This window comes from Microbacterium sp. P03 (assembly GCF_043556235.1).
In the GTDB taxonomy this organism is placed as follows: domain Bacteria; phylum Actinomycetota; class Actinomycetes; order Actinomycetales; family Microbacteriaceae; genus Microbacterium.
In genome coordinates this window covers 1338437-1364629 of sequence record NZ_JBIGIM010000001.1, presented here as the reverse complement: position 1 = coordinate 1364629, position 26193 = coordinate 1338437, and the positions used below count along the sequence as shown (strand labels likewise).

22 protein-coding genes are annotated in these 26193 nt (G+C 68.5%); 11 read left to right on the top strand and 11 right to left on the bottom strand.

Going from position 1 to position 26193, the window contains the following annotated elements; translation table 11 throughout:
* Positions 1-25: 25 nt before the first annotated feature.
* Positions 26-1048, bottom strand: coding sequence for a sugar-transfer associated ATP-grasp domain-containing protein (locus tag ACFXOO_RS06610; RefSeq protein WP_394563082.1), 1023 nt, complete (start codon positions 1046-1048; stop codon positions 26-28).
* A gap of 44 nt (positions 1049-1092) precedes the next feature.
* Between ACFXOO_RS06610 and ACFXOO_RS06605 the strand changes: the two genes are divergently transcribed.
* Complete coding sequence (locus ACFXOO_RS06605; RefSeq protein ID WP_394563081.1) at positions 1093-1791, top strand: alanine racemase C-terminal domain-containing protein; 699 nt, start codon at positions 1093-1095, stop codon at positions 1789-1791.
* Positions 1788-2849, top strand: coding sequence for an alanine racemase (locus tag ACFXOO_RS06600; RefSeq protein ID WP_394563080.1), 1062 nt, complete (start codon positions 1788-1790; stop codon positions 2847-2849). The genes ACFXOO_RS06605 and ACFXOO_RS06600 overlap by 4 nt, the downstream gene beginning before the upstream one ends.
* 105 nt (positions 2850-2954) lie before the next feature.
* On the opposite strand, the gene ACFXOO_RS06595 is transcribed toward ACFXOO_RS06600, so the two are convergent.
* Complete coding sequence (locus tag ACFXOO_RS06595) at positions 2955-3179, bottom strand: hypothetical protein (protein ID WP_378850449.1); 225 nt, start codon at positions 3177-3179, stop codon at positions 2955-2957.
* A gap of 171 nt (positions 3180-3350) precedes the next feature.
* Here ACFXOO_RS06595 and ACFXOO_RS06590 point away from each other — a divergent pair, with 171 nt between their 5' ends.
* On the top strand, positions 3351-5432 hold the full coding sequence (locus tag ACFXOO_RS06590) for a type IIA DNA topoisomerase subunit B (protein WP_394563079.1): 2082 nt from the start codon (positions 3351-3353) through the stop codon (positions 5430-5432).
* 17 nt (positions 5433-5449) lie between these two features.
* Here the strand turns inward: ACFXOO_RS06590 and ACFXOO_RS06585 are convergent, their stop codons facing one another.
* Entirely contained in the window at positions 5450-7918 is a 2469-nt protein-coding gene (locus ACFXOO_RS06585; protein ID WP_378839636.1) for a DNA topoisomerase (ATP-hydrolyzing) subunit A, read from the bottom strand.
* A gap of 84 nt (positions 7919-8002) precedes the next feature.
* Here ACFXOO_RS06585 and ACFXOO_RS06580 point away from each other — a divergent pair, with 84 nt between their 5' ends.
* A complete protein-coding gene (locus tag ACFXOO_RS06580) occupies positions 8003-9133 on the top strand; it encodes an alkaline phosphatase family protein (protein WP_378839634.1) in 1131 nt (376 codons plus the stop codon).
* A gap of 21 nt (positions 9134-9154) precedes the next feature.
* Here the strand turns inward: ACFXOO_RS06580 and sepH are convergent, their stop codons facing one another.
* Entirely contained in the window at positions 9155-10207 is a 1053-nt protein-coding gene (gene sepH / locus ACFXOO_RS06575) for a septation protein SepH (RefSeq protein ID WP_394563078.1), read from the bottom strand.
* A gap of 229 nt (positions 10208-10436) precedes the next feature.
* On the opposite strand from sepH, the gene ACFXOO_RS06570 reads away from it, so the two are divergent.
* On the top strand, positions 10437-10727 hold the full coding sequence (locus ACFXOO_RS06570) for a DUF4193 domain-containing protein (protein WP_378850457.1): 291 nt from the start codon (positions 10437-10439) through the stop codon (positions 10725-10727).
* Positions 10728-10739: 12 nt separating this feature from the next.
* Here ACFXOO_RS06570 and ACFXOO_RS06565 read toward each other — a convergent pair whose 3' ends face one another.
* Positions 10740-11204 (bottom strand): DUF3093 domain-containing protein, encoded by a 465-nt coding sequence (locus ACFXOO_RS06565; RefSeq protein ID WP_378850460.1) that lies wholly within the window; start codon positions 11202-11204, stop codon positions 10740-10742.
* A gap of 39 nt (positions 11205-11243) precedes the next feature.
* Between ACFXOO_RS06565 and dut the strand changes: the two genes are divergently transcribed.
* The 5 genes from dut (at position 11244) to dxs (ending at position 18390) form a co-directional block, all read left to right on the top strand.
* Complete coding sequence (gene dut / locus ACFXOO_RS06560; protein ID WP_378839624.1) at positions 11244-11699, top strand: dUTP diphosphatase; 456 nt, start codon at positions 11244-11246, stop codon at positions 11697-11699.
* Positions 11696-12316, top strand: a complete 621-nt coding sequence (locus ACFXOO_RS06555) for a DUF3710 domain-containing protein (protein ID WP_394563077.1) — start codon at positions 11696-11698, stop codon at positions 12314-12316. Before dut ends, ACFXOO_RS06555 begins: the two co-directional genes overlap by 4 nt.
* 56 nt (positions 12317-12372) lie before the next feature.
* A complete protein-coding gene (locus tag ACFXOO_RS06550; RefSeq protein ID WP_394563075.1) occupies positions 12373-13122 on the top strand; it encodes a DUF3159 domain-containing protein in 750 nt (249 codons plus the stop codon).
* A gap of 135 nt (positions 13123-13257) precedes the next feature.
* A complete protein-coding gene (locus ACFXOO_RS06545; RefSeq protein ID WP_394563073.1) occupies positions 13258-16092 on the top strand; it encodes an aconitate hydratase in 2835 nt (944 codons plus the stop codon).
* A 324-nt stretch (positions 16093-16416) separates the two neighbouring features.
* Entirely contained in the window at positions 16417-18390 is a 1974-nt protein-coding gene (dxs, locus tag ACFXOO_RS06540) for a 1-deoxy-D-xylulose-5-phosphate synthase (RefSeq protein WP_378839614.1), read from the top strand.
* A gap of 95 nt (positions 18391-18485) precedes the next feature.
* Here dxs and ACFXOO_RS06535 read toward each other — a convergent pair whose 3' ends face one another.
* The 4 genes from ACFXOO_RS06535 to ACFXOO_RS06520 all read right to left on the bottom strand — a co-directional run bounded on the left by ACFXOO_RS06535 (position 18486) and on the right by ACFXOO_RS06520 (position 23722).
* The gene (locus ACFXOO_RS06535) at positions 18486-20648 is read right to left on the bottom strand and encodes a 3-hydroxyacyl-CoA dehydrogenase NAD-binding domain-containing protein (protein ID WP_394563071.1); all 2163 of its coding nucleotides are present in this window, start codon (positions 20646-20648) and stop codon (positions 18486-18488) included.
* Between the two features lie 9 nt (positions 20649-20657).
* Positions 20658-21866: a thiolase family protein gene (locus ACFXOO_RS06530; protein ID WP_378850472.1), complete on the bottom strand. Its 1209-nt coding sequence runs from the start codon at positions 21864-21866 to the stop codon at positions 20658-20660.
* A 73-nt stretch (positions 21867-21939) separates the two neighbouring features.
* Positions 21940-23139 (bottom strand): ribonuclease D, encoded by a 1200-nt coding sequence (locus tag ACFXOO_RS06525; RefSeq protein WP_378839606.1) that lies wholly within the window; start codon positions 23137-23139, stop codon positions 21940-21942.
* Positions 23132-23722, bottom strand: a complete 591-nt coding sequence (locus ACFXOO_RS06520; RefSeq protein WP_378839604.1) for a DUF3000 domain-containing protein — start codon at positions 23720-23722, stop codon at positions 23132-23134. The genes ACFXOO_RS06525 and ACFXOO_RS06520 overlap by 8 nt, the downstream gene beginning before the upstream one ends.
* 25 nt (positions 23723-23747) lie before the next feature.
* Here ACFXOO_RS06520 and ACFXOO_RS06515 point away from each other — a divergent pair, with 25 nt between their 5' ends.
* Positions 23748-24971, top strand: coding sequence for an alpha/beta hydrolase (locus ACFXOO_RS06515; protein WP_378839601.1), 1224 nt, complete (start codon positions 23748-23750; stop codon positions 24969-24971).
* On the opposite strand, the gene ACFXOO_RS06510 is transcribed toward ACFXOO_RS06515, so the two are convergent.
* Together ACFXOO_RS06510 and ACFXOO_RS06505 are read right to left on the bottom strand one after the other, a co-directional pair.
* The gene (locus tag ACFXOO_RS06510) at positions 24940-25662 is read right to left on the bottom strand and encodes a dihydrofolate reductase family protein (protein WP_394563069.1); all 723 of its coding nucleotides are present in this window, start codon (positions 25660-25662) and stop codon (positions 24940-24942) included. The two genes, ACFXOO_RS06515 and ACFXOO_RS06510, sit on opposite strands and share 32 nt — an antisense overlap.
* 8 nt (positions 25663-25670) lie before the next feature.
* Positions 25671-26111: a SufE family protein gene (locus tag ACFXOO_RS06505; protein WP_378839596.1), complete on the bottom strand. Its 441-nt coding sequence runs from the start codon at positions 26109-26111 to the stop codon at positions 25671-25673.
* Positions 26112-26193 lie beyond the last annotated feature (82 nt).

Genomic DNA, 26193 nt, shown 5'->3' with positions numbered 1-26193 from the left:
TCGTCGTCCGCCGGGGGCGGGCCGTTCAGAATCCGATCGCCTCGCGGTATCTGCCCTTGTGGCCCGTACGGATGCCGGTGACGCTGGGCTTGTTCTCATACACACCAGCGCCCCAGTTGCCCTCCACGAGCACAGGGCCCTCGGGGGTGACGACGATGTCCCAGCCCACGTAGCGCACCTGCGGGACCACGCGTGCGACACGATCGACGAAGGCGATCACCTCGTCGATCATCGGAAGCTGGAAGTCGGCGATCGGGAAGTCCGAATCCGGATGCCGCACATGCACGTGCCCGTGCGAGTCGTAGCCGGCGCCGACGGCGTGGCCACGCTCATCGAGCATCGTGTAGAAGCCGCCGTAGGTCATCTGATCACTGACGGCACCGCGTCCGAATTTCTGCGCCATGGCGAGGATGTGGGTCTGCTCGCCGTCGAAGAACGCCGTCACCCGAGTGGTGTTCACCGTGCCGGGGCATACCGCCGCAAGATCGTCGTGCTGGCGGATCACCTCTTCGATGAGCAGCTCGCCGCGGTCACGCAGACCACGATGGAACGCGTCCCAATCCTCGATGTCCGCCGCGTGGTAGCGGTGGACACCGGTGCCGGCCTGACCGACAGGCTCCTTCGTGACGATGGTGCCGAGCCGCTCGGCGAAGGATCGCACGTCGTCGGCGTTCCCGTCATCGACGACCATCCACTCACGCTTCAGGTGGTCGCTGAAGACCCGATCGAACTCGACCTTGTCCTGGAAGATATGGCGGAACGCCGGGTCGTCGTACTTCTGCGAGAGCTGGTTCGAAACCGGGTGCGTCATGAACGTCGACCGCTCGTCCCGGTTCAGGATCGCGAAGTCGTAGTCGATGTAGTCCTGGAAGCCGACGTTGCGGAATCCGGCCTGCCACAGCATGTCGGCGACGACAGCCGGCTTCCATTTGCCGTGCTGAGCGGAGGCCTCGCCGGCGCGTTCGACCACGGAGCCGACGTCGATCCGGCGGGCTCGACCGACGAGGTATCGAAGGCGGGGCGTGAGGCCGAGGCCGGTGCGGGGCATGCGTTCTCCAGGGTCGTGACGGGGACCCGGTTAGTCTAGACGGCGTGACATCCGAGACCGCCGAGCACCCGCCGTCGGCTGGCGCGACCGCTCGTCGCACGGCGCCGACGGCGACGATCTCGGCATCCGCGCTGCAGGCGAACGTCGCGCTGCTCAGTCGGACCGGTGCCATCACGGCTCTCGTCGGCGCACTCACGCACGATGCCTGGGGGCACGGCGCCGCTGTCGTCGATGAGGCTGCGCAGGGTGCCGCCGGCGGATCGCTCGTGGCCGACGGCCCACTGCGCAAGACCTCGCCGTGGCAGGCCGCGGCGGCGTCGCTGTTCGGTCTTCCCGGCTCGGAAGGCCGGCCGGTGCTGCGCCTGACCGGGGCCGTGCTGAGCGTCAAGCGCCTCTTCGCCGGAGAGGGCGTCTCGTACGGCTACACGCACCATGCGCCGACGGACACCCACGTGGCCCTCGTGACGGGTGGCTACGCCCAGGGCGTCGTGCGGACGCTCGGCAATCACGTCGACATCGCCATCGGTGGCGTCCTGCACCGCATCGTCGGTCGGGTGGCGATGGATGTCTGCGTCGTCGATGTCGGCGACGCCCTCGTGCGGCGCGGTGACGAGGCCGTCTTCTTCGGAGACCCCGCAGCCGGTGAGCCCTCGCTTGCCGCCTGGGCGACGGTCACCGGGCTCACCCCGCGCGAGATCGTGACGGTGGTGGGTCAGCGCGCGTACCGGATCGTCGGGACATGAACGTCACCGAACTGGTCGTCGACCTCGAGGCGCTCCGAGCGAACATCGCCACGGTGCAGCGGGCGGTCGCTCCCGCCGAGCTGATGCTCGTCGTCAAGGATGACGCGTACGGGCACGGCCTCGACCGTGTCGTCCCGACGGCCCACGCGGCGGGGGTGCGGTGGTTCGGGGCCTTCGACGCACGAACCGGCGCTGCCGTGCGCGAAGCCGTGGGCATGCGCGCGAGGGTGTTCGTCTGGCTCGCCGGCAACCGCGACGACGTGGAGCTCGCTCTCGCCGAAGACCTCGACGTCGGCGTGGGCGATCGCGACCTGCTCGAGGACGTGGCGGCGATCGCCCGCCTGCGACGGGCGGTCGCCCGCGTGCACCTCAAGATCGATTCAGGGCTTCACCGCAACGGCGTGCGCCCCGAGGAGTGGCCGGCGTTCGTCGAACGCGCCGCCGAACTCCAGACCAGCGGCGTCGTGCATGTCGCCGGCCTGTGGAGCCATCTGGCCGAGGCATCCGATGAAGAGGATGACCACGCGCGAGCCGTGTTCGACCGAGCGTGCTCCCAGGCGATCGAGGCCGGACTGTCGCCGGAGTGGCGGCATCTCGCCGCGAGCGCGGCGTCGTTCGCCCGCCCCGGATTCCGCCAGGACATGGTGCGGGTGGGAGCGTTCTGCTACGGCATCCGGCCGGGCGGCGGTCCCGACGAGACAGCACTCGGCCTGCGGCCGATCGGGTCACTCCGCACGCGTGTCGTATCCGTCTCCGAGCACGGGGTGCACCTCGCGGTGGGGGCGCTCGACGGTCTGCCGTCGGCGCTGGCGGGTCGCTTCTCGGTCACCACTCCTGCCGGACAGCGCGTGGTTCGGCGGATCGACGCCGACCAGACCATCGTCGACCCCTGGCCGGACTCCGCGCCCGGGCAGATCGTCGAGGTCTACGGCGGCCTCGGCGGTACGACGTCGACGGCGACCGATCTGGCCGAGTCGATCGGAACGATCGGCGAGGAGATCGCGGTGCGCATCTCCCCGTCCGTTCCCCGTCGGTACGTCGGCACGCTCCCTGTGTGAGCACGGCCTGTGTGAGCACGGCGTGACCCGGTCGGCGAAGCCGGCGAACGAAGAACCGGGTCCGGGAGCGCGACGCTCCCGGACCCGGTTCTCTGACGCTGAAAGTCAGGCGGTCTCAGACAGACGCGACGTCTCGTCGTGCCACGTGGTCGCCATGCCGCGGAGCTTCTCTTCGTACTTGCGTCCGTGGTGAGCGCAGAACAGCAATTCGCTGCCGTTGACCTCTGCGGCGATGTACGCCTGTGCTCCACAGGAATCGCAGCGGTCGATCGCGCTCAGGCGGTATTCGAGAACGGCGGTGGGCTCGGATGTGCGGGAAATAGTGTTCATTTTCGGTGGCCTCCTCGACGTGTCGCGTGCTGTTGCAGGTGCATGACATACAACCACGGCATTGTTTCGATAATGCCGCGATCCAATGACATTTCGCTGTGCGCGTACGTGGGAATGCCCCGCTGAGTGTCTGCCGAACCGGTGTCGGGACCGCGCTTAAGCTTGAGGACTGTGACCTCCGAGTATTCCGCCCATCACCTGCAGGTGCTCGAGGGCCTCGAGGCCGTTCGCAAACGCCCCGGCATGTATATCGGCTCGACCGATTCCCGAGGGCTCATGCACTGCCTGTGGGAGATCATCGACAACTCCGTCGATGAGGCGCTCGGAGGCTTCGGCAGTCGCATCGAGATCGTCCTGCACGCGGACGGCAGCGTCGAGGTCCGGGACCGCGCTCGCGGCATCCCCGTGGACATCGAACCCCGCACGGGACTCACGGGCGTGGAAGTCGTCTTCACGAAGCTTCACGCCGGCGGCAAGTTCGGTGGAGGGTCCTACGCGGCCTCCGGCGGACTGCACGGTGTCGGGGCATCCGTGGTGAATGCCCTGTCGGAACGTCTCGACGTCGAGGTCGATCGCGGCGGCAAGACTTGGGCGATGTCGTTCCACCGCGGCGAGCCGGGGAACTTCGCCGGTGAGAGCCCGGATGCCGTCTTCACACCCTTCGAGAAGAGCTCCGAGCTGCGGGTGGCCGGCCGGGCACCGCGTGGCGTCACGGGCACCCGCATCCGCTACTGGGCAGACCGGCAGATCTTCACGAAGGACGCGACCTTCCACCTCGACGAGCTGGAGCAGCGGGCACGTCAGACGGCGTTCCTGGTCCCCGGGCTCGAGCTGGTCATCCGAGACGAACGTCGCGTGCCGAGCGGCGAGGCGCCGGTCGAGACGAGCTATCGCTATGACGGCGGCATCTCAGAGTTCGCGGACTTCCTCGCGCCGGACGCGGGGGTGACCGACACCTGGCGGCTGACAGGCACCGGTACGTTCGCCGAGACCGTGCCCGTGCTGCAGGCCACCGGGGCGATGATCCCGACGGAGGTGGACCGCGAGTGCGTCGTCGATGTGGCGCTCCGCTGGGGCACCGGATACGACACCGTGATGCGGTCCTTCGTGAACATCATCGCCACGCCGAAGGGCGGTACCCATCAGCAGGGATTCGAAGCCGGCCTGATGAAGGTGCTGCGGGGGCAGGTCGAGCAGAACGCGCGTCGGCTGAAGGTCGGTACCGACAAGATCGAGAAGGACGACATCCTCGCGGGCATGACCGTCGTGCTGACGGTGCGTCTCCCGGAGCCGCAGTTCGAGGGTCAGACCAAAGAAGTGCTGGGCACACCGGCCGTTCGCCAGATCGTCTCGAACGTCGTCTCGAAGGAACTGACCGCGCTGTTCGCCTCGCCGAAGCGGGACGACAAGGCTCAGACCGCTCTGCTGCTCGACAAGGTCGTCTCGGAGATGAAGGCGCGCATCTCGGCGCGTGCCCACAAAGAGACGCAGCGGCGCAAGAACGCGCTGGAGTCCTCGTCGCTGCCCGCAAAGCTCGTCGACTGCCGGTCGAACGACGTGGGCGACTCCGAATTGTTCATCGTCGAAGGCGACTCCGCGCTCGGAACAGCGAAGCTCGCCCGCAACAGCGAGTATCAGGCGCTGCTTCCCATCCGAGGCAAGATCCTGAACGTCCAGAAGGCGTCGGTGAGCGACATGCTCGGCAATGCCGAGTGCGCGTCCATCATCCAGGTGATCGGCTCCGGCTCGGGGCGCACCTTCGACCTCGACACCGCCCGCTACGGCAAGATCATCCTGATGAGCGACGCCGACGTCGACGGTGCCCATATCCGGACGCTCCTGCTGACGCTGTTCTTCCGATACATGCGACCGCTGATCGAGGACGGTCGTGTCTTCGCGGCGGTTCCGCCCCTGCACCGCGTGATCGTCGTGAACGCCGGCTCCAAGGCGAACGAGACGATCTACACCTACTCCGAGCAGGAGTTGCACGCGCTACTGGCGAAGCTCACCAAAGCGGGTAAGCGCTGGCAGGAGCCGATCCAGCGCTACAAGGGACTGGGCGAGATGGACGCCGAACAGCTCGCGACGACGACGATGGACCGGGCCGGCAGGATGCTGCGCCGCGTGCGCGTCTCGGACGCGGAGTCGGCGGCGACCGTGTTCGAGTTGCTCATGGGCAACGACGTCGCCCCCCGCAAGGAGTTCATCGTGGAGTCGTCGGCCGGGCTCTCGCGCGAGCGCATCGACGCCTGACGCGCTGCGTCGGCGGATCAGCCGACCGCGGAGCCGATCGCTCCGACCACACCGTCGAGCGGCTGACCCGAGGCGTCGCGCTTCGCGCCCGCGTCCGGCAGCGCACGGACCGACCCGTCCGCACCGACGGCACGCGCGGGGGAGGGTCCCACCCAGGCCAGGGTGATGGTGTCCTCGCCTCGCAGGAAGCGCTGCGCTCGAACACCGCCGGTGGCGCGTCCCTTCGGCGGGAACTCGTCCCACGCCGAGACCTTGCCTGTGCCGGGGTCGGCGCCGGTCAATGCCTGCGTGGTCCCGGCGATGGTGATCACGACCGGGTCGGCGGCATCTTTCGCGACGGCCCCGAAGAACACGACGCTCTCGCCCGGGCTCACGCGGACGCCCGCCATTCCACCCGCGGCACGGCCCTGCGGGCGCACGGCGTCGGCGTCGAACCGGAGGAGCTGCGCATCCGTGGTGATGAAGACGAGCTCGACGTCGTCCGGGGCGGCGGCCGCGCCCACGACCCGATCGCCCGGTTTGAGAGAAATGATCTCGACGTCGTGCTTGGCTGCGAGCTCCGAAGCCGAGACGCGTTTCACGACGCCCTGCGCCGTTCCGAGGGCGATGGGTGGGTCGTCCGTCAGGGGCACGAGAGCCACGAGATGCTCGTCCTTGCCCAGACCGAGATACTGCTCGGCGCGGGTTCCCGCACTGAGCTGCACGGAGTTACCGGGCACCGAGGGCAGGTCGACCGGCGTGAAACGCACGAGCCGCCCGGTGCTGGTCACCGCCCCGATGTCTCCGCGGGTGGTCGTATCGACCGATGAACGCACGGCGTCGTGCTTGGAGCGTCGCGCGGGCGGCACGATTCCGCCGTGGGGCACGTCAGCCGTCATCTCGGCGCGGACCATCCGACCGGTGGCCGAGAGGAACACCCGGCAGGGGGCATCCGCGATCTGCAGGTCGGCCGGCGCCGCGGACCGCGACGATCGAGCGGTCACCGGACCGCCGTTGAGCAGGAGCGTCCGCCGCGGTGTGCCGTAGGTCTCCGCCGCCGCTTCCAGCTCCTTCGCCACCAGCGCGCGGAGCAGCGTGTCGCTGGCGAGCAGCGTCTCGAGTTCGGCGATCTCTGCCTTCAACGCGTCGCGCTCGGCCTCGAGCTCGATCCGGGAGAACCGGGTCAGGCGGCGCAGGCGCAGCTCGAGGATGTACTCGGCCTGCCGTTCCGACAGGTCGAACACGTCCATCAGCCGGGTGCGGGCCTGCTCGCTGTCATCGGACCCGCGGATGACCTGGATGACCTCGTCGATATCGAGGATCGCGATGAGCAGACCTTCGACGAGGTGCAATCGCTCCCGTCTGCGGGCGAGGCGGTAGCGGCTGCGTCGGGTGATGACCTGGAGACGGTGTTCGAGGTAGACGCGCAGCAGCTCGCGGAGGCCGAGGGTCTGCGGCTGGCCGTTCACCAGGGCGACGTTGTTGATGCTGAAGGAATCTTCGAGCGGAGTCAGGCGATACAGCTGCTCGAGGACCGCGGTCGGCTCGAAACCCGTCTTGATGCCGATCACGAGACGCAGTCCGTGGTGACGGTCGGTGAGGTCCGTGACATCGGCGATACCGGTGAGCTTCTTCGCTCCCACGGCGTCCTTGATCTTCTCGATGATCCGCTCCGGGCCGACGAGATACGGCAGCTCTGTCACGACGATACCCATCCGCCGTGGTCCGATCGATTCGATCGACACCTTCGCCCTCGTCCGGAAGCTGCCGCGCCCGCTGGTGTAGGCGTCCTTGATGCCGTCGAGCCCGACGATGATGCCGCCGGACGGAAGATCGGGTCCGGGCACGAACTCCATCAGCTCCTCGACCGTCGCCGAAGGATGGTGCAGCAGGTGGACCGCTGCGCTCACGACCTCGACGAGGTTGTGCGGCGCCATGTTCGTGGCCATGCCGACCGCGATCCCCGTGGCGCCGTTGACGAGCAGATTGGGGAAGGCGGCGGGAAGCACTTCGGGCTGCTGGAACTGCCCGTCGTAGTTCGGGATGAAGTCGACGACGTCCTCGTCGAGGTCCTGTGTGAGCGCGAGCGCCGCCGGTGCGAGGCGCGCCTCGGTGTAGCGCGAGGCGGCGGGGCCGTCGTCCAGCGACCCGAAGTTGCCGTGACCGTCCACCAGTGCGACACGCAGTGAGAACGGTTGTGCGAGGCGCACCAGCGCGTCGTAGATGGCCGTGTCGCCGTGCGGGTGGAGCTTGCCCATCACCTCGCCGACGACGCGCGCGCTCTTGACGTGTCCTCGGTCGGGCCGCAGGCCCATCTCGGACATCTGGTAGAGGATGCGGCGCTGGACGGGCTTCAGCCCATCGCGCGCGTCGGGCAGCGCCCGCGAATAGATGACCGAGTACGCGTACTCGAGGAACGAGCCCTGCATCTCGGCCGAGACGTCGACGTCCTCGATGCGTTCGGGGGCGCGCTCGGATGCGGGCGGCGGCGGGGGAGATGCGGGCATACTGCTTCCGGCGGTGGGGGACTCGGACGCGCCCTGTCCGAGCGCCGACGGATCGCTCCCACCCCATGTGGGAGACTGACCCTGATGACCCCCAGCCTACCCGCGGAGCCTCCCCGCGCCCGGAGCCTCACCGAGGTGCTCCCGCAGCTGCTGGCGTCCTTGAGCGCCTCCTCCGAGTGGTTCGCGCCCGCCGACAGCGCCGTCGTGTTCGTCGTCGACGGGCTGGGTGCGCGCAACCTCGCAGGCCGCGCCGGGCACGCGCGTTTCCTCGCGCCGCTGTCGACCAAGAAGGACGTCGCCCGCACCGTCTTCCCCTCCACGACAGCCGCGGCTCTGACGAGCCTCCTGACCGGCGAGTGGCCGGGGGAGCACGGCATCGTCGGCTACCGCGCGCGGGTGCCCGGCACGGACGACGTGCCCAACCAGCTGAAGGGGTGGGAGACCGACGGCCTGTCGCCCACGACCTGGCAGCGCTGCACCCCGATCATGGAACGCGAGGCCGCGCGGGGTCGGCCATGTTTCGTCGTGTCGAGAGCCGAGTACCTCGGATCGGGCTTCACCGAGGCGACGCTGCGAGGAGCCACGTTCCGCGTGGCAGACGACCTGATCGAGCGCGTCGAGCTGGCGGCCGACGCGGCGGCGCAGCATCCCGGCGCGCTGGTGTATCTGTACGCGCCGGAGCTGGACAGCGCGGGTCACCGCTACGGCTGGGAGTCGGACGAGTGGGGCACCACGCTCGAACTCGTCGACCGCGCGGCCCTCGCACTGCAGGCGTCACTGCCCCGCGGCGTGGGTGCGGTGCTCACGGCCGATCACGGCATGGTCGATGTGCCGCGACACCGCCAGGTGCTGCTGTCGGAGGGAGACGCGCTGCTCGAGGGCGTGCGGCTGATCGGTGGAGAACCGCGGATGCTCCACCTCTATGCGGAGGCGGGAGAGGCGTCCCGCGTCCAGGACCGGTGGACCGCGGCCGAGTCCGGTCGTTCGTGGGTGTTCTCCCGCGACGAGGCGATCGCGCGGGGCTTGTTCGGGCGGCACGTCGCAGAGCCGGTGCTCGGTCGGATCGGAGATGTGATGGTCGCCGCGCGCGCTCAGGTGGCCTACTACGACGATCGACTGCTCGACAAGGGCCCGCAGAGGATGGTCGGTCAGCACGGCTCGCTGACCGATGAGGAGCGCTCCGTGCCGATGCTGCGGCTGGGCGCCTACGCCTGAGTCGGCGTCGCGCTGCGCCGCTCAGTTCTCGTCGGTGCGAGCGCCGAACACGATCTCGTCCCACGACGGCATCGACGATCGACCCTTGCGTCGAGCACCGGAGTCGTTCGCGGCGATGGCGGCTTCCACTTCGGCTTTCGCCTTGTCTCGTTCCGCAGCAGCGGGCTTTTCGTCGTAGCCGGGCTCGAGGGCGTCGAACAGCGCCATCGGCTTCGGTTGGGAGCGGGCAGGCGGCGGGACGTCCAGACCGGGCAACGGCTCCCGCTGGCCGCGACGTCGACGGAGAGCCTCGAGCAGGTCGGCCGTCTCCGCGGAAGCGACCGGCGCGTCGGGCGCACGCTTGATGGCGGCATGCTGCACGGCGGGGGCGGCGGGAGCGGGCACCTCCGGTGCGGTGAGGTCGGCTTCCGGATCTGGCAGTCGACGGGGTCCGAAGGCGCCGCTGTGGAAGCGGGTGTCGTCCTTCGCGGGCGTGACCTCCAGTGCCCTCAACCGCGGGATGAGACCGTCAGGCAATGACCCCTGACGCGACAACTGGACAGCGTCCGCGTTCAGCGGCGACAGGATCGTGCGTCTCGGGTCGAACCCCCAGCGAGCGTCGTGGTCGACGCCGCCTGCGGAGAACTCCAGCTTGACGATCCATCCCGACGTCTCTTTCCAACTGGTCCATCGTTCGCCCGTGCCGCCGGCTTCGGCGAGTTTCGCGCGCACGGCGGCGCCGAACGTCGGCAGAGCGTCGGGCTCGAGCTCAGCTCCCAGCAGGACCGGGACGGCGAGGGCCTGGCCGACGACGTGCTCGCGCTCCGCAAGGACCGGGCCTTCGAAGCGGACGACGTCTTCGACGCGGGTGTCGAGAAGGGCCGCCACTTCCTCAGTGGACAGGCCGGCGCGGACATGGGCCTGGATCTCGCGTGGACTCGCGCGCTTCGTCGGCGCATCGGTCTCGCGTTCACGGCGTGCCCGGCGGATCTCGCCGCGCAGCACGTCGTCGATGGCGAGCGAGAATCGCTCGCCCGATTCGGTCGCCAGGACGAATCTGTCGTCCTCGGTTCCGATGACTTTGAGCTGTTCCATGCGAACGCCTCTCCGATCCGGCGGTGTGTCGACCATGCTGTCACAGCGCGTCCCCGGGCCCGGGAATATCGCGGGCGCGCCGCGAGTTTCACGGGGCGACCGACACCACCGCCTCCGGAACTCCGCCGGATCGAGATGATCGCATTTGCGAAAAGCTGTTCGGTCGTGCAAACTGTGCCCGCCCGGAAGGGTGAAGCACCGATATCTGGGAAAGAAGAGACGCTTACGCATGGCCACGGATTACGACGCCCCCCGCAAAACTGAGGACGACAGCGAGTCGATCGAGGCCCTCAAGGAGCGGGTTCCCGACAAACTCTCAGGGTCGGTCGACGTCGAAGACGCCGACAACCCCTCGGGTTTCGAACTGCCCGGCGCCGACCTGTCGGATCTCGAGCTCGACGTCGTCGTGCTCCCCGCTCAGGAAGACGAATTCACCTGTTCGAACTGCTTCCTCGTGAAGCATCGTTCACAGCTCGACCACGACAGTGCAGGCGGGCCCATCTGCAAGGAATGCGCCTGACAGAAGAGCCGATCAGGCTCTGGACGCGGCGGCCTCCGTGGAACGGACGGCCGCCGCCAGTCTGTCGGGGGTCCTCGAGGAGATGACCCACGACGGACACGGGTCGTCGGGATCGGTCACTTCGATGACGGCGATCCCGTCGATCCCGCCGCGGATGACGTGCCACGATCTCGGGTGCAGACCGACACCGCGGGCTGCGCGTGCCTCATCGCCGCGGAACACTTCGGTGCCGCCGAGGTGGCGGACCTCGATGTGCGCCCGCCCGGCGTACAGCCATCCGTCACGGATCTCGACGACCGGGGAGCCGGCGATCATCAACGCGATGATGGCCGCCCCCACGACGGCGCCCACCGCGAGCGCGAGGGTGGGGTTGACCTGCACGAACACGAGCGCCGCCATCGGCGCGCTCAGCGCCGCAGCGACCATCGCCCAGAGCGACGGCCCCAATCGTTCCCGGTAGACGGGAGCTGACTTCACTCGGATACTCCGCACTGTCTTCTGCATTACCCTCGTTGCGTGGCTGAAACCGTGGACGTCCTCATTATCGCGCCTGAGGTCCCGGCCTACGCGCATCCGGGCGATGCCGGCGCCGATCTCGTCGCCCGCGAGGCTGTCCGCCTCGAGCCGGGGGAGCGCGCCCTCGTGGCCACCGGAGTGCGTATCGCCCTCCCCGCGGACCACGCGGCCTTCGTGGTGCCGCGCAGCGGACTGGCCGCCAAGTACGGCATTACGATCGTCAATTCCCCCGGCACCATCGACGCGGGGTACCGGGGCGAGATCAAGGTCGCGCTCCTGAACACCGATCGCGTGAACGCCTACGAGATCGCGCCGGGAGACCGTATCGCCCAGCTGATCGTGATGCCGGTCGCACAGGCACGATTCATCCCGGTCGACGAGCTCCCGGACAGCACGCGAGGCGCCGGCGGCTTCGGCTCCACCGGATATCAGACCCAGCAAGGAAGTCAGTCATGACCGATTCGACCCCCACAAACAGCGCCGATGTGACGGCTGATGCCGGCACGACCCGCGCGGCCACCTTGGATCGCGCCACCGACGGACCGTTCGACGAGTCCGAAGCGAACCCGGTGCGTCCGTACATCGACCTCGGCGGCATCAAGATCCTTCCGCGCGAAGGCCTCAACCTGCGCCTCGAAGTCGAAGAGCAGACGAAGCGCATCGTGGCCGTCGGCCTGGACTACGCAGACTCCACCCTGCAGGTCCAGCCCTTCGCCGCACCGCGGACGACGGGGTTGTGGGCTGAGACCCGCGACCAGATCCGGGAGCAGATCCGATCGCAGGGCGGCCGTGTCGAGGAACGCGAGGGCCCGCTGGGGTCGGAGCTGCTCGCCGAAGTGCCGGTGGCGGCGGCCGACGGCACGGCGGGCAAAAGACTGGCGCGGTTCGTCGGCGTCGACGGACCCCGGTGGTTCCTACGGGGCGTCATCGGCGGTGCCGGGACGAGCGACGTCGACGCCGCAGCGAAGATCGAAGACCTCTTCCGGTCGATCGTGGTCGTACGCGGAGGCACGCCCATGCCCCCCCGTGACCTCATCCCGCTGCGCATGCCCGCAACGCCGGGTACCGCGTGACCGGCGCAGCGCCCACCGACGGTCCGGCCGAATCACGGCGATCGAGTCGGGTGCCGGTGGATGGTGCGAGCGGCACTGACGATGCGGCGGCGGAGGACCAACCCACGGCGTCGGCACTTCTCGGCGCGGCCCTGGGGAACGCCGCCCGTCGGGCAGGCATGGATCCGGCCACGGCCAAAGGCAAGAGCACCGGCCATGTCGTGTGGAGCGCGATGGGCGGCTGGCGGGGGGTCATCGAGTCGGTGGTGCCCGGCCTGGTCTTCATCGTCGTGTACACGCTGACCATCGATCCGGCGACGCAGGACGGCAACCTCTGGCTCTCGCTGGGTCTGTCGGTCGGTGTGGCCGCCCTGTTCACCGTGGCTCGCCTGATCGCACGCCAGCCGGTCAATGCCGCGCTGGGAGGCCTCATCGCTGCGGGTGTCGCCGCCGCGTTCGCGGCGTTCACCGGCGAAGCCAGCAACAACTTCATCCCCGGGTTCATCACGAACACCGTGTACGGCGCGGCCTTCCTGGTGTCGGCGGTGACCGGCTGGTCGCTGATCGGTCTGGCGGCGGGCTTCCTCATGGGGGAGGGGGTCGCCTGGCGGCGCGACAAGCGCAAGCGCCGGGTGTTCTTCTGGCTCGCGATCGCGTGGGCGGCGCTCTTCGCGGCGCGCCTGATCGTGCAGCTTCCGCTGTATTTCGCCGACGACGTCGCGGCGCTCGGGACGCTCAAGCTGGTCATGGGGCTGCCGTTGTTCGCACCGCTGATAGCGGTCACCTGGCTCGCCGTGCGGGCGCTCTACCCCGCCACCGCCAAGTGATACATTTATCTTGATATCAAGATAAATATCCCTTCTGCGACTTAGGCAGGCCTCACTAGCTCTGGCGTCGCACGCGGGGAAAGATGGGCGTACCGGCCCTTGCGGCCAGGCCCGCCGGCGACGAAGGAGACACGCGTGTCCACGGTTGACAGCTTCGGTGCCAAGAGCACCCTGACGGTCGGCAGCACCGACTACGAGATCTTCCGCATCGACACCGTTCCCGGTCACGAGAAGCTCCCGTTCAGCCTCAAGGTGCTGCTCGAGAACCTGTTGCGCACCGAAGACGGTGCCAACGTCACGAAGGCGCAGATCGAGGCGCTCGGCAACTGGGATGCCGCGGCCGAGCCCGACACCGAGATTCAGTTCACTCCCGCCCGCGTCGTGATGCAGGACTTCACCGGTGTGCCCTGCATCGTCGATCTCGCCACGATGCGAGAGGCCGTCGCGGAGCTGGGCGGCGACGCGAACAAGATCAACCCGCTCTCGCCCGCGGAGATGGTCATCGACCACTCCGTCATCGCCGACCTGTTCGGCAGCGAGAACGCCCTCGAGCGCAACGTCGAGATCGAGTACGAGCGCAACGGCGAGCGGTACCAGTTCCTGCGCTGGGGTCAGACGGCGTTCGACGACTTCAAGGTCGTTCCGCCGGGAACCGGCATCGTGCACCAGGTGAACATCGAGCACCTGGCGAAGGTCATCTACGACCGGTCTGTCGACGGCGTCCTGCGCGCCTACCCCGACACCTGCGTGGGCACCGACTCCCACACCACCATGGTCAACGGCCTCGGCGTGCTGGGCTGGGGCGTCGGCGGTATCGAGGCCGAGGCCGCCATGCTCGGCCAGCCCGTCTCGATGCTCATCCCGCGCGTCGTCGGGTTCCGACTGACCGGCGAGATTCCTGCGGGCGTGACCGCCACCGACGTGGTGCTCACGATCACCGAGATGCTGCGGAAGCACGGTGTCGTCGGCAAGTTCGTGGAGTTCTACGGAGAGGGCGTGGCATCGGTCCCGCTCGCCAACCGCGCCACGATCGGCAACATGAGCCCCGAGTTCGGATCGACGGCCGCGATGTTCCCCATCGACGACGTGACGCTCGACTACCTGCGCCTGACGGGGCGCAGCGACGCGTCGGTCGCCCTGGTGGGGGAGTACGCGAAGCTGCAGAAGCTCTGGCACGACCCGTCCATCGAGCCCGTCTTCAGCGAGTACATCGAGCTCGACCTCGCGACGGTCGTCCCGTCGATCGCGGGCCCCAAGCGCCCGCAGGACCGCATCCTGCTGTCCGAGGCGAAGAACCAGTTCGAGAAGGACATCCTCGCCTACGCATCGGTGGAGTCGTCCGAATCGATCGTCGATCTCGAATCCGACCAGTCGTTCCCCGCGTCCGACCCCGGACCGGTTCCCGGCGAGGAGCACTCTCACACCGGAGAGATCCTCATCTCGAGCGGCGGTCCGGCAGCGGCCTCCAAGCCGGTCAAGGTCACGGCCCCCGACGGGTCGAGCTATGTGCTCGACAACGGCGCGGTCACGCTCGCGGCCATCACGTCGTGCACGAACACCTCGAACCCGTCCGTCATGCTCGCGGCGGGTCTGCTGGCGCGCAACGCTCTGAACAAGGGGCTCAAGCAGAAGCCGTGGGTGAAGACCACGCTCGGCCCCGGCTCGAAGGTCGTCACCGACTACTACGAGAAGTCCGGTCTCGACAAGGCGCTCGAGGGGCTCGGCTTCTACACCGTCGGCTACGGCTGCACGATCTGCATCGGCAACTCCGGGCCGCTCATCGAGGAAGTCTCAGCGGCGGTCAACGACCACGATCTCGCCGTCACAGCTGTGCTCTCGGGCAACCGCAACTTCGAAGGCCGCATCAGCCCCGACGTGAAGATGAACTATCTCGCGTCGCCGCCGCTCGTGGTCGCCTACGCCCTCGCCGGATCGATGCACTTCGACTTCGAGACCGATGCTCTGGGCAAGGACGAGGACGGCAACGACGTGTTCCTCAAGGACATCTGGCCGTCGCCCGAAGAGGTGCAGGCGACGATCGACACGTCGATCTCCCGCGAGCAGTTCATCAAGCAGTACGCCACCGTGTTCGAGGGCGACGATCGCTGGAAGAACCTCCCGACGCCGGACGATTCGATCTTCCAGTGGGACGAGGAGTCGACCTACGTCCGCAAGGCGCCGTACTTCGACGGTATGACGATGGAACTCACCCCGGTGAGCGACATCTCCGGCGCCCGTGTCCTCGCGACACTGCTGGACTCGGTCACCACCGACCACATCAGTCCGGCCGGCAACATCAAGGCCGGGACGCCTGCCGCGCAGTACCTGACGGATCACGGCGTCGCACAGAAGGACTTCAACTCCTACGGCTCGCGCCGCGGCAACCACGAGGTGATGATCCGCGGGACGTTCGCGAACATCCGCCTGAAGAACCAGCTGCTGCGCGAGGTCAACGGCGGAACCGAGGTCGAGGGCGGGTACACGCGCGACTTCACGCAGGAGGGCGGCCCGAAGTCCTTCATCTACGACGCGTCGCAGAACTACCAGGACGAGGGAACGCCTCTGGTCATCTTCGGCGGCAAGGAATACGGTTCGGGCTCCTCGCGTGACTGGGCAGCCAAGGGCACGAGCCTGCTGGGGGTGAAGGCGGTGATCACCGAGAGCTTCGAGCGCATCCACCGCTCGAACCTGATCGGCATGGGCGTCGTGCCCCTGCAGTTCCCCGCCGGCGAGAGCTGGGCCTCGTTGGGACTGGACGGCACCGAGATCGTCTCTATCACGGGCATCGCCGAGCTCAACGAGGGAGTGACACCCAAGACGGTCCGTGTCACCGCCGCGCCGAGCGAGTTCTCGCCGGAAGGCAAGCAGACCATCGAGTTCGATGCGATCGTCCGCATCGACACACCCGGCGAAGCGGACTATTACCGCAACGGCGGCATCCTGCCCTACGTCCTGCGATCGCTCGTCTGACTCCCGACGCCCCGAAATCACGTCGGCTCGACACTCACTCGTGAGTGTTCGGCGCACGCCGCCTTCCCCTCGGGGGAGGCGGCGTGTCGCGTGCGGCGGCGGATGCCCCTGCCGCTGCCGCGACGTCGGTGCCGATGCGGATGCCGGTGCCCGCGAACAGTCGCGACGCGCCGCGAGGCGCCCGGCGCGACCGGGTCGATACGGCGTGTCGTGACCGGTCGCGGATCTTCGGATCGAGCGGGAGCGGATGCCGGACCCTGCGCGGCTGCGACGTCGACGGAACCCGCCGGGTAGACTCGGTAGACGTTCCAGAAGGGGGATCGCATGGTGCGATTGGACTCGGTGACGGGGCCCCGTGACCTCGACGGGCTGAGTGTCGAAGAGCTCGAGGACCTCGCCGCGCAGATCCGCACGTTCCTCGTCGAGAACGTGTCGCAGACCGGCGGACACCTGGGCCCGAACCTCGGCGTGGTCGAGCTGACGATCGCCATGCACGCGGTGTTCGACTCTCCGCAGGACCCTTTCATCTTCGACACCGGCCACCAGTCGTATGTGCACAAGCTCCTGACGGGCCGCCAGGACTTCTCCGCGCTCCGTTCTCGCGGTGGACTGGCGGGCTACCCGCAGCGGTCCGAGAGCCCGCACGACGTCGTGGAGTCCTCCCACGCCTCGAGTTCGCTGAGCTGGGCGGACGGGGTGTCCCGGGCGCTGACCCGCACCGGCCGCAAGGACCGGCACGTGGTCGCCGTGGTGGGTGACGGTGCGCTGACCGGCGGGATGACGTGGGAGGCGCTCAACAACATCTCCGACGACAACGACCGCAACCTCGTCATCATCGTCAATGACAACGGGCGGTCCTACGCCCCGACCATCGGCGGCATGGCACGATACCTCAACCGCATCCGCACCGGCGAGGCGTACCGCAACCTTCAGACCGGTTCGGACAGCCTGTTCCAGAAGCTCGGGCCCGCAGCCCGTGCCGTGTACCGCGGTGTGCGGGGCGGCACACGGGGCTTCCTGTCCCGCTTCACGAACAACGCCGACCTGTACTCGAACCTCGACATCAAATATCTCGGTCCCATCGACGGTCACGATCTCGGGAGCGTCATCGAGACCCTCGAGCTGGCGAAGTCGTACGGTGCTCCGGTGATCGTGCACGCCATCACCGACAAGGGTCGCGGGTACCAACCTGCGCGCGATGACGAGGCCGACCAGTTCCACGCCGTCGGACGTATCGACCCGCTGACGGGTCTGGCCCTGGGCTCGAATGGCGACGTCGCCTGGACCGAGGTCTTCGCCGAGGAGCTGCGCGCCATCGGCGAGGAGCGCGAGGACATCATCGCCATCACCGCGGCGATGCTCCGTCCCGTCGGCCTGCTGCCGTTCGCACAGCGATTCCCCGACCGCGTCTACGACGTCGGCATCGCGGAGCAGCACGCGGTGACCTCCGCCGCCGGCATGGCGTACGGCGGTCTGCACCCCGTGGTCGCCCTGTACGCCACCTTCATGAACCGCGCGTTCGACCAGGTCCTGATGGACGTCGCGCTGCACCGTGCGGGGGTGACGTTCGTGCTCGACCGTGCCGGGGTCACCGGCCCGGACGGCCCCAGCCACCACGGCATCTGGGATCTCGCGATGCTCCAGCTGGTGCCGCACATCCGCATAGCCGTTCCACGCGACGCCGAGCGTCTGCGCGAAGAGCTGCGCGAGGCTGTCGCCGTCGACGACGCCCCGACCGTGCTGCGCTTCCCGAAGGGCGGTGTGGGCTCGCCGCTCCCCGCACTGGAGCGGCTGGCGGACGGCGTGGACGTGCTCGTGCGCAGCGATGCGCAGGACGTCCTCATCGTCGGAATCGGTCCGATGGCCCACCTCGCGGTCGAGGTCGCCGACCGGTTGCGCGCTCAGGGCATCGGGTCGACGGTCATCGACCCGCGCTGGGTCGTCCCGGTGCAGCCTTCGGTCGTCGATCTGGCGGCGACGCACCGTCTGGTGATCACGATCGAAGACGGAATCCGCGTCGGCGGCATCGGCACGCGGGTTCGCCAGGTGCTGCGCGAGGCCGGCGTCGACACGGCGGTGGACGAGCTGGGCGTCCCCGATGAGTTCATCCCGCATGCCTCGCGCGATCAGATCCTCGAAGACGCCGGGCTGACCTCGGCGAAGATCGCACAGGACGTGGTCTCGCAGGTGCTCGGCACCCGCATCCCGGTCGCCCGCCCCACGACCGACACCGGGGCACTGTGGCTGACGGATGCTGCGACCGAGGCCGACTCCGACGCGGAGCAGCGCGGCCGGTAGCCCACCGCTCACCGACAGGGCCGGTCACGGCACGAGGCCCACGAACAGAACGGGGACGGATGCTGCGGCATCCGCCCCCGTTCTCGGGCGTGAGATCAGCGCGAGGCGATTCCGCGGATCGGCGGGGTGTGGAACGTACCGTCGAAAACGCGCGCCGACGCGCCTTCGCGATCGAGGTACGGCGACGCGCCGCCGTCGATGAACGGCCAGCCGGCGCCGAGGATGAGGCACAGATCGATGTCTTCGACCTCAGGCACCACGCCCTCGTCGAGCATGAGCTTCATCTCCCCGGCGAGTCCGTCCTGCACGCGGCGAAGGATCTCGGCCTCGGACGAGGGCGAGGACCCGACAGCACCCTTGAGCACCTTCTCGGCCGGCTTCGACCAGCCGGTGACCTTCCCGCTCTTGTCCTTCTCGAGCACCGTCGGCAGCTCGGCGAGCTGGTGGAAGTTCTCGGATGCGTAGAAGCGATCGGGGAAGGCGTGTGCCATCGTGTCCTGCACGTGCGCAGCGACCTTCCAGCCCACGAGATCGATCAGCTGGAACGGCGACATCGGCAGCCCGAGCGGAGCGAAGGCCTTCTCGACGACGAGGAGGGGAGTGCCCTCGTACATCGCACGCGCCGCTTCCCCCATGACCTTGGCGAGCAGCCGATTCACGACGAAGCCGGGCGCATCCGCGGTGAGCACCGCATTTTTGCCGAGGTTCTTCGCGACCACGAACGCGGTGGACAGGGCGGCCTCGTTCGTCTGCGGCGTCTTCACGATCTCGATGAGCGGCATGACCGCGACGGGGTTGAAGAAGTGGAAGCCCACCAGGCGCTCGGGATGCGCGAGCGTCGCGCCGATCTCCTCGACCGAGAGCGACGAGGTGTTCGTGGCGAGGATCGCGTCCTCGGCGACGACCTTCTCGATCTCGCTGAAGACCTGCTGCTTGACGCTCACCTCCTCGAACACCGCTTCGATCACGAAGTCGCAGTCGGCGTACTCACTCTTGTCGGTGGTTCCGTGGATGAGCCCACGCAGCTTGTTGGCCTGGTCGCCGTCGAGGCGCCCCTTGCGCTCCAGTGCAGCGATCTCGTCGTGGATGTACGCCACCCCTTTGTCGACCCGCGCCTGATCCAGGTCGGTGATCAGCACCGGAACCTGCAGGCGACGGATGAAGAGCAGGGCGAATTGGGTCGCCATGAGTCCCGCACCGATGATGCCGACCTTCGTCACCCGCTTCGCGAGGGCCTTGTCGGGTGCGCCGACCGGGCGTTTCGCGCGCTTCTGCACGAGATCGAACGCATACATCGACGCGGCGAACTGGTCGCCGGTGACGAGGGAAGCAAGAGCATCGTCCTCGCGGGCGAAGCCCTCCGCCTTGGTACCGCTCTTGGCCTTGTCGAGCAGCTCGAGCGCGGCGTACGGCGACGCCGGTACGGTGCCGATGCGACTCTCCAGCATTCCGCGCGCCATCTTGATGGCGATCGGCCACTTCGTGAGGCGCTCGAGCTTGCCGGGCGTGTTCTTGCGTTCGACCTTCACCGATCCGTCGAGGACGCCGTCTGCCCAGCGGAGCGACCGCTCCAGGTAGGTCGAGGAGGGGAAGATCGCATCGAAGATTCCGTAGTCGAACGCCTGCTGCGGCTTGAGCATGCGGTTCTGCTTCAACGGATTGGAGATCACGACCTCGAGCGCGTTCTCGATGCCGATGAGGTTCGGAAGGAGATAGGCACCGCCCCAGCCGGGGATGATGCCGAGGAAGACCTCGGGGAGAGCGATCGCGGCTGCCGAGGCATCCACAGTTCGGTAGGTCGAGTTGAGCGCGATCTCCAACCCGCCGCCGAGCGCCAGACCGTTCACGAAAGCGAACGAAGGCACGCCCAGTTCGCTCAGCTTTCCGAGCACCTGGTGCCCGCGCTGGGCGACGAGCCGCGCGATGTCGGTCGACGGCACCTTGGAGATGTCGGACAGGTCTGCTCCGGCGGCCAGGATGTACTGCTTGCCGGTGATGCCCACGGCGTGGATCTCGCCCGCGGCCGCTCGGGCGGCGAGTGCATCGAGCGTGTCACCGAGCTCTGCCAGCGTCGCTGGTCCGAGCGTGTTGGGGCGGGTGTGATCCCGCCCGTTGTCGAGGGTGATCAGGGCGAGCACCTTGCCCGACGTCAGTCGGACGTCACGCACGGGCGAGTGCGTGACGACCTCACCATCGGTCAGGGCCTCGAGGGGGGAGAAGTCCACGTGCGCGTACTGCGCGGCGATCGAATCGGTCATGGCCGGCGCCTACTTCTTCTTCTTGCCGTCGAAGTGGGGGTTCTCCCAGATGACGGAACCCCCCTGGCCGAGCCCCACGCACATCGCGGTGAGTCCGTAGCGCACGTCGGGTCGTTCCTGGAACTGCGCGGCGAGTTGGATCATGAGGCGGACGCCGGTGGCTGCGAGAGGATGCCCGATGGCGATGGCGCCACCCCACTGGTTGACGCGGGGATCGTCGTCTGCGATGTCGAAGTGATCGAGCAGCGAGATGACCTGGACGGCGAATGCCTCGTTCAGCTCGAACAGTCCGATGTCCCCGATCGACAGTCCGGCCTTGCGGAGCGCCTTCTCGGTCGACGGGATCGGTCCGATCCCCATGATCTCGGGCTCGACACCGGCGAAGGCGAAGGAGACGAGCCTCATCTTGGGCCGCAATCCGAGTTCCTTGACCGCGGATGCGCCGGCGAGCAGGCTGATCGTGGCGCCGTCGGTGAGGGGGGACGCGGTGCCCGCCGTCACCCGGCCGTGCGGACGGAACGGCGTCTTGAGGCCGGCGAGCCCCTCCATGGTGGTTTCGGGGCGGCGGCCCTCGTCCTCGGTGGCCAGACCCCACGCGCCGTCCGGCCCCTTGATCGCCACCGACACGAGGTCGGGCTGGAACTTGCCGGCGTCGTAGGCGGCCTGCGCCTTCTGCTGGCTGCGCATCCCGAACCTGTCGGCGCGTTCCTTGGTGAGGTCGGGGAAGCGGTCGTGGATGCGCTCGGCCGTCACCCCCATGTTGAGGGCGTCGGCGCTCACGAGCTTCTCGCTCACGAAGCGCGGGTTCGGGTCGACGTTGCTGCCGTCGAGGGGGTGCCGACCCATGTGCTCGACGCCGCCGGCGAGTGCGACGTCGTACATGCCGATGCCGATCGCGCCCGCCATGGTGGTGACACTCGTCATCGCCCCGGCGCACATGCGGTCGATCGCGAATCCGGGCACGGTCTGGGGGAGACCGGCGAGGATACCGACCGAGCGGCCCAGCGTCAGACCCTGGTCTCCGGTCTGGGTCGTCGCGGCGAGCGCGAAGTCGTCGATGCGATCAGCCGGCACCTGCGGGTTGCGCTCCATCAGGCCGATCGTGGCCTTGACGGCCAGGTCGTCGGATCGGGTGTTCCAGTACTGGCCTTTTTCGCCGGCGCGCCCGAACGGGGTGCGCGTGCCATCGACGAAGAAGACGTCCGAGATCTCGGCCACTTTGCCTCCAAAAGTAGGGAATGGAACAAGCCTAAAGAGGGGCAGTCGGTGCCTGACATCGGTTGGCCTGAACCTACGAATCGTCCTCGGGGACGTCGGAAGCCGCCTGCACGGAATCTACAAAGGCTTGGGCGATCAACTGTGAGGTTTCCTCAATCTGCCATGCCCTGGCTCCGAGTGCGGAGAGCGCGTGCCCGATCGCCTCGGCGGTCAGATCGGCGGGTGGCGACCACGCGACCCGTCGCAGCACGTCGGGCGTGAGGAGGTTCTCCGTCGGCATGCCGAGTTCCTCCGCTCGCGCCTCCACGACCGGGCGCGCGGTCTTCAGGCGGGCGTCGGCGGGCGGGTTGCGGTCGACCCACGCACGGGGAGGGGGCAGCGTGTCACCGCCGGAACCGCGTTCCGGCGGCAGATCGGTGCTGGCTCGTCCGGCTTCGATCGCCGCCCACCACCGGTCCAATTGCGACCTGCTGGCACGACCGTTGAATTCTTTGACGCGGGTCAGGTCGAGTTTGGTCTGCGGGTCGGCCTGCACCGCGGCGATCAGGGCACGATCGGGTACCAGTCGTCCGGGCGAGACGTCCTCCGCCTCGGCGAACTCCTCCCTGGCCGTCCATAGCGCGCGGGCCACCGCGAGGGCGCGCCGCCCGCGCACGGTGTGCAATCCGCTCAAACGACGCCAGGGCTCCTCGCGAGCCGGCCTCGGCAGGCGGGTGCGCACCGCTTCGAACTCTTCCGCCGCGAGCTCTGTCTTCCCCTGTTCGGCGAGCTCAGCGACCAGGGCGTCCCGCACATCCACCAGGTGCAGGACGTCGAGGGCGGCGTACTCGAGCCACGGCTGGGGAAGTGGTCGCGTCGACCAGTCCGCGGCAGAGTGGGCCTTGGCGAGTGTGATGCCGAGGGTGTCCTCCACGACGGCGCCGAGACCGACCCGAGCATGTCCCAGGAGTCGGGCGCCGAGTTCGGTGTCGAAGATCGACGGGGCCAGCAGCCCCAACTCGGTGAGCGACGGGATGTCCTGACTGGCGGCGTGCAGCACCCACTCCTGGTCGCCGATCGCCGCCTGCAGTGCGGACATGTCTCCGATCGCCGGGGGGTCGAACAGGAAGACGCCGGCATCACGCCGGAACACCTGCACGAGGTACGCCCGCTGGGAGTATCGGAAGCCGGAGGCACGCTCCACGTCCACCGCGACCGGCCCGGTTCCGGCGGCGAGCTGTGCGGCCGCGGCATCCAGCCCGGCCGCGTCGGAGATGACGACGAAATCAGGCACGTGCAGACCTTCGCGTTCCGAGCACCGAGATGCCCTCCGATCCCGGCGGGAGACCGCCGAGCATGCAGACCAATTCTCCCCATGCGTCCAAGTGGGCGACCATATCGCCCGACGGGGTCCACGACGCCCGCAGCTCGATCTGCGCACCGTCACCCTCGTCCGCGAGGCTCCCGTACCCACGGGACAACGTCTTGGTGGCCGTCCCCGACGCGGAGTGGTAGGCGGCGCCGCGGGAGTCCAGTGCGTCCACGAGCCATGACCACGCGACGTCGGCGAGCATGGGATCGACGCCGATCTCCGGCTCCAGCGGAGCCTGCGCGAAGCAGACGATGCGCCACGCGCCGTCCCACGCCGAGGGTTCGTCCTGATCGTGCAGCAGGATGAAGCGTCCCGAGCCGTAGGGCGAGTCGATACCCTCCTCCTCGGGACGGATGTCGGCGGCGAACGCCAGGGCGTCGGGGGCGACGCCCGTCGGAGCGGGGATCTCGCGGACCACGAGGTCTTCACGGAACAACACACCTCTCAACGCCTCGGCCACACGGGCGAACGAGGGAGGAGGCGTCGGTCGACGCTGCTCTGCCACGTCGACAGACTAGGCTGGGGCCTCGATGGTCGTCCCCAGGCGCGCCGCACGCAGCGGCGCCTCACTCGCTGCTCGATCCGGCTTCGTCGCCGCGATCAGTGTCTTGTCCGGCGCGCTCGTGGCCGCCACCGCAGCGATGACCTTCGTGTCCGTCGCGATGGCTCGCCGAGTGGTCACGCCTGCCGCCCGCGTCGCGGACACCGAGATCCTCGGACTCGACACCGCGGCTCAGACGATCACGCTCGCCCGCACCGCCGACACGGAGCTTCCGGGTCGGTACGGGCTCTTCACGACGGGGACCACCGATTACGTCAAGCTCGGCTCGGTGCTGTTCGAAGACGCCACCAGCGTCAAGCGGAAACTGCTGACCCACGTCGCCGGCAACGCCCATCTGTCCTCGCGCGCGGCTTTCAGCGGCTGGTACTACGACCGGCCGGAGGAGCTCCAACTGCCGTTCACGAACGAGCTGATCGGTTCGGCCCTCGGACCGTGCCCCGCGTGGCTGTTCCCCGCGGCGGAGATGTCGGACGTCTGGGTCATCCAAGTGCACGGGCGGGGGACGACGCGCTCGGAGTGCCTGCGCGCGGTGCCCGTCTTCCATCGGCTCGGGATGACGACTCTCGTCGTCTCGTACCGCAACGACGGGGAGGGTCCGCGCAGTCGCACCGGGACGTACGGGCTCGGAGCGACGGAATGGCGGGACGTCGATGCGGCGGTGAGCTTCGCCCGGCGTCGCGGGGCCCAGCGCGTACTGGTGATGGGGTGGTCCATGGGCGGCGCGATCGCCCTCCAGGTCGCACTGACCTCTGCGCACCGCAGCACGATCGCGGGCGTCATCCTCGATTCGCCGGTCATCGACTGGCGCATCGTCTTGGACTATCAGGCGGAGCTCCTGCACATCCCACGCCCCGTGGCCAGAATGGCGATCAGCACGCTCCGTTCGGAGTGGGCCACGCCCGTCACAGGTGCGGGGGGTGCGATCCCGTTCGACAAGCTGGATGTCGTGGCGCGCGCGGCAGAGCTGCAGCATCCGATCCTCATCCTGCACAGCGACGACGACGGCTTCGTACCGAGCGGCGCGTCGCATCTCCTGTACGCCGCGCGCCCCGACCTGGTGGAGCTGAACGTCTTCGACGTGGCGCGCCACACCAAGTTGTGGAACTACGACCAGGAGCGATGGAGCGATGCGATCGAGTCCTGGGTGCTCCGCCACGGATTCACATCCGACGACGCAGGCGCAGGTAGCTGAAGCCGCTCCCGTCCACGACCATCCCGGCCACGTCGGTCACGGGCCGTGAGTCGTGGCCCACGCGCAGGAACGGGGCGTCTGCCTGCTCGATCACGGGAGCGACCGTGACGCAGTACTCGTCGATGACCCCGGCCTCGGCGAACTGCGAGGCCAGGCCCGGCCCGCCCTCGCACACCACACGCCGCAGGTCGCGCTCGGCGAGCGCCTCGATGATCGCAGCGGGCGCGAGGTGCGGGCCGCCGGCGACGGCGACGACCTGGACGCCGTGGATGCTCGTGCGCGCGGCGAGCTCTGCCGCGCGGTCTGCGGGGCAGACGAGCAGCACCTGGTCGGCCGCTGCTCCGGGCTCCAGCGTGAGACGGTGTCCGCTGAGATCACCCGAGGTGGTCACGATGGCCAAACGCGCCGATCGCGGCACCACGTACCCTTCGGCGCGGACGCTCTGCGCTCCGACGAGGACGACGTCGGCATCGCGCCGGATGATGCCGAGGATCATCCGATCGACGCGGTTCGTCAGCGTCTCGCTCGTGCCGTCGTCACCGGCGGCCGAGCCGGTGACGCTCGTGATCATGTTGAGCCGGACGTAGGAGGGTTCGGTACGCGTGTACGCCTCGGTGAGGAGACGCCGCCCGTCCGCAGAGGCGGCGTCCGCGCTCGACAGCGTGTGCGGAATGATCTCGGTGACGATCACGACAGGTCTCAGTCGACGGTTCTGAGCCGCACCTGGCGCTGCGCGCGCAGCAGCATGCCGGTCATGCCGGCGAGCCGAAGGGGCGACACCGCCCGAGTCAGTCCGATGCTCTGCGGGAAGTCCGAGGGGATGGCGAGCACCTCGGCGGCGCTCAGCCCCGAGATCGCCTGCACGAGGATGCTCGCGAACCCGCGTGTCGTAGGGGCCTCCGGCGGGGCCGTCGCGTGCATCGCGACGACGCCGTCATCATCGACGTCCACGATGATGTACACCGGCGACTGGCACTCCACGACCCGCTCGCGCAGCTCGGGTCGATCGTCGTACTCGGCCGGCACGGGAGGCAGCTCGCGCGAGTACTCGAGGAGAAGCTGAAGACGATCGGCCTCCGGGAGCTCGAGGAACTCGTCGCGGATCTCGGCCAGGGCGCCCGGCAGTGCTGTCTCGCTCATCGACTCCATCCTCCCATGCCGCCCGTGGCGTCAGGGGGTCGTGCAGCATCGGGAGACGACGGATGCCGCAACCGGTGCCGGT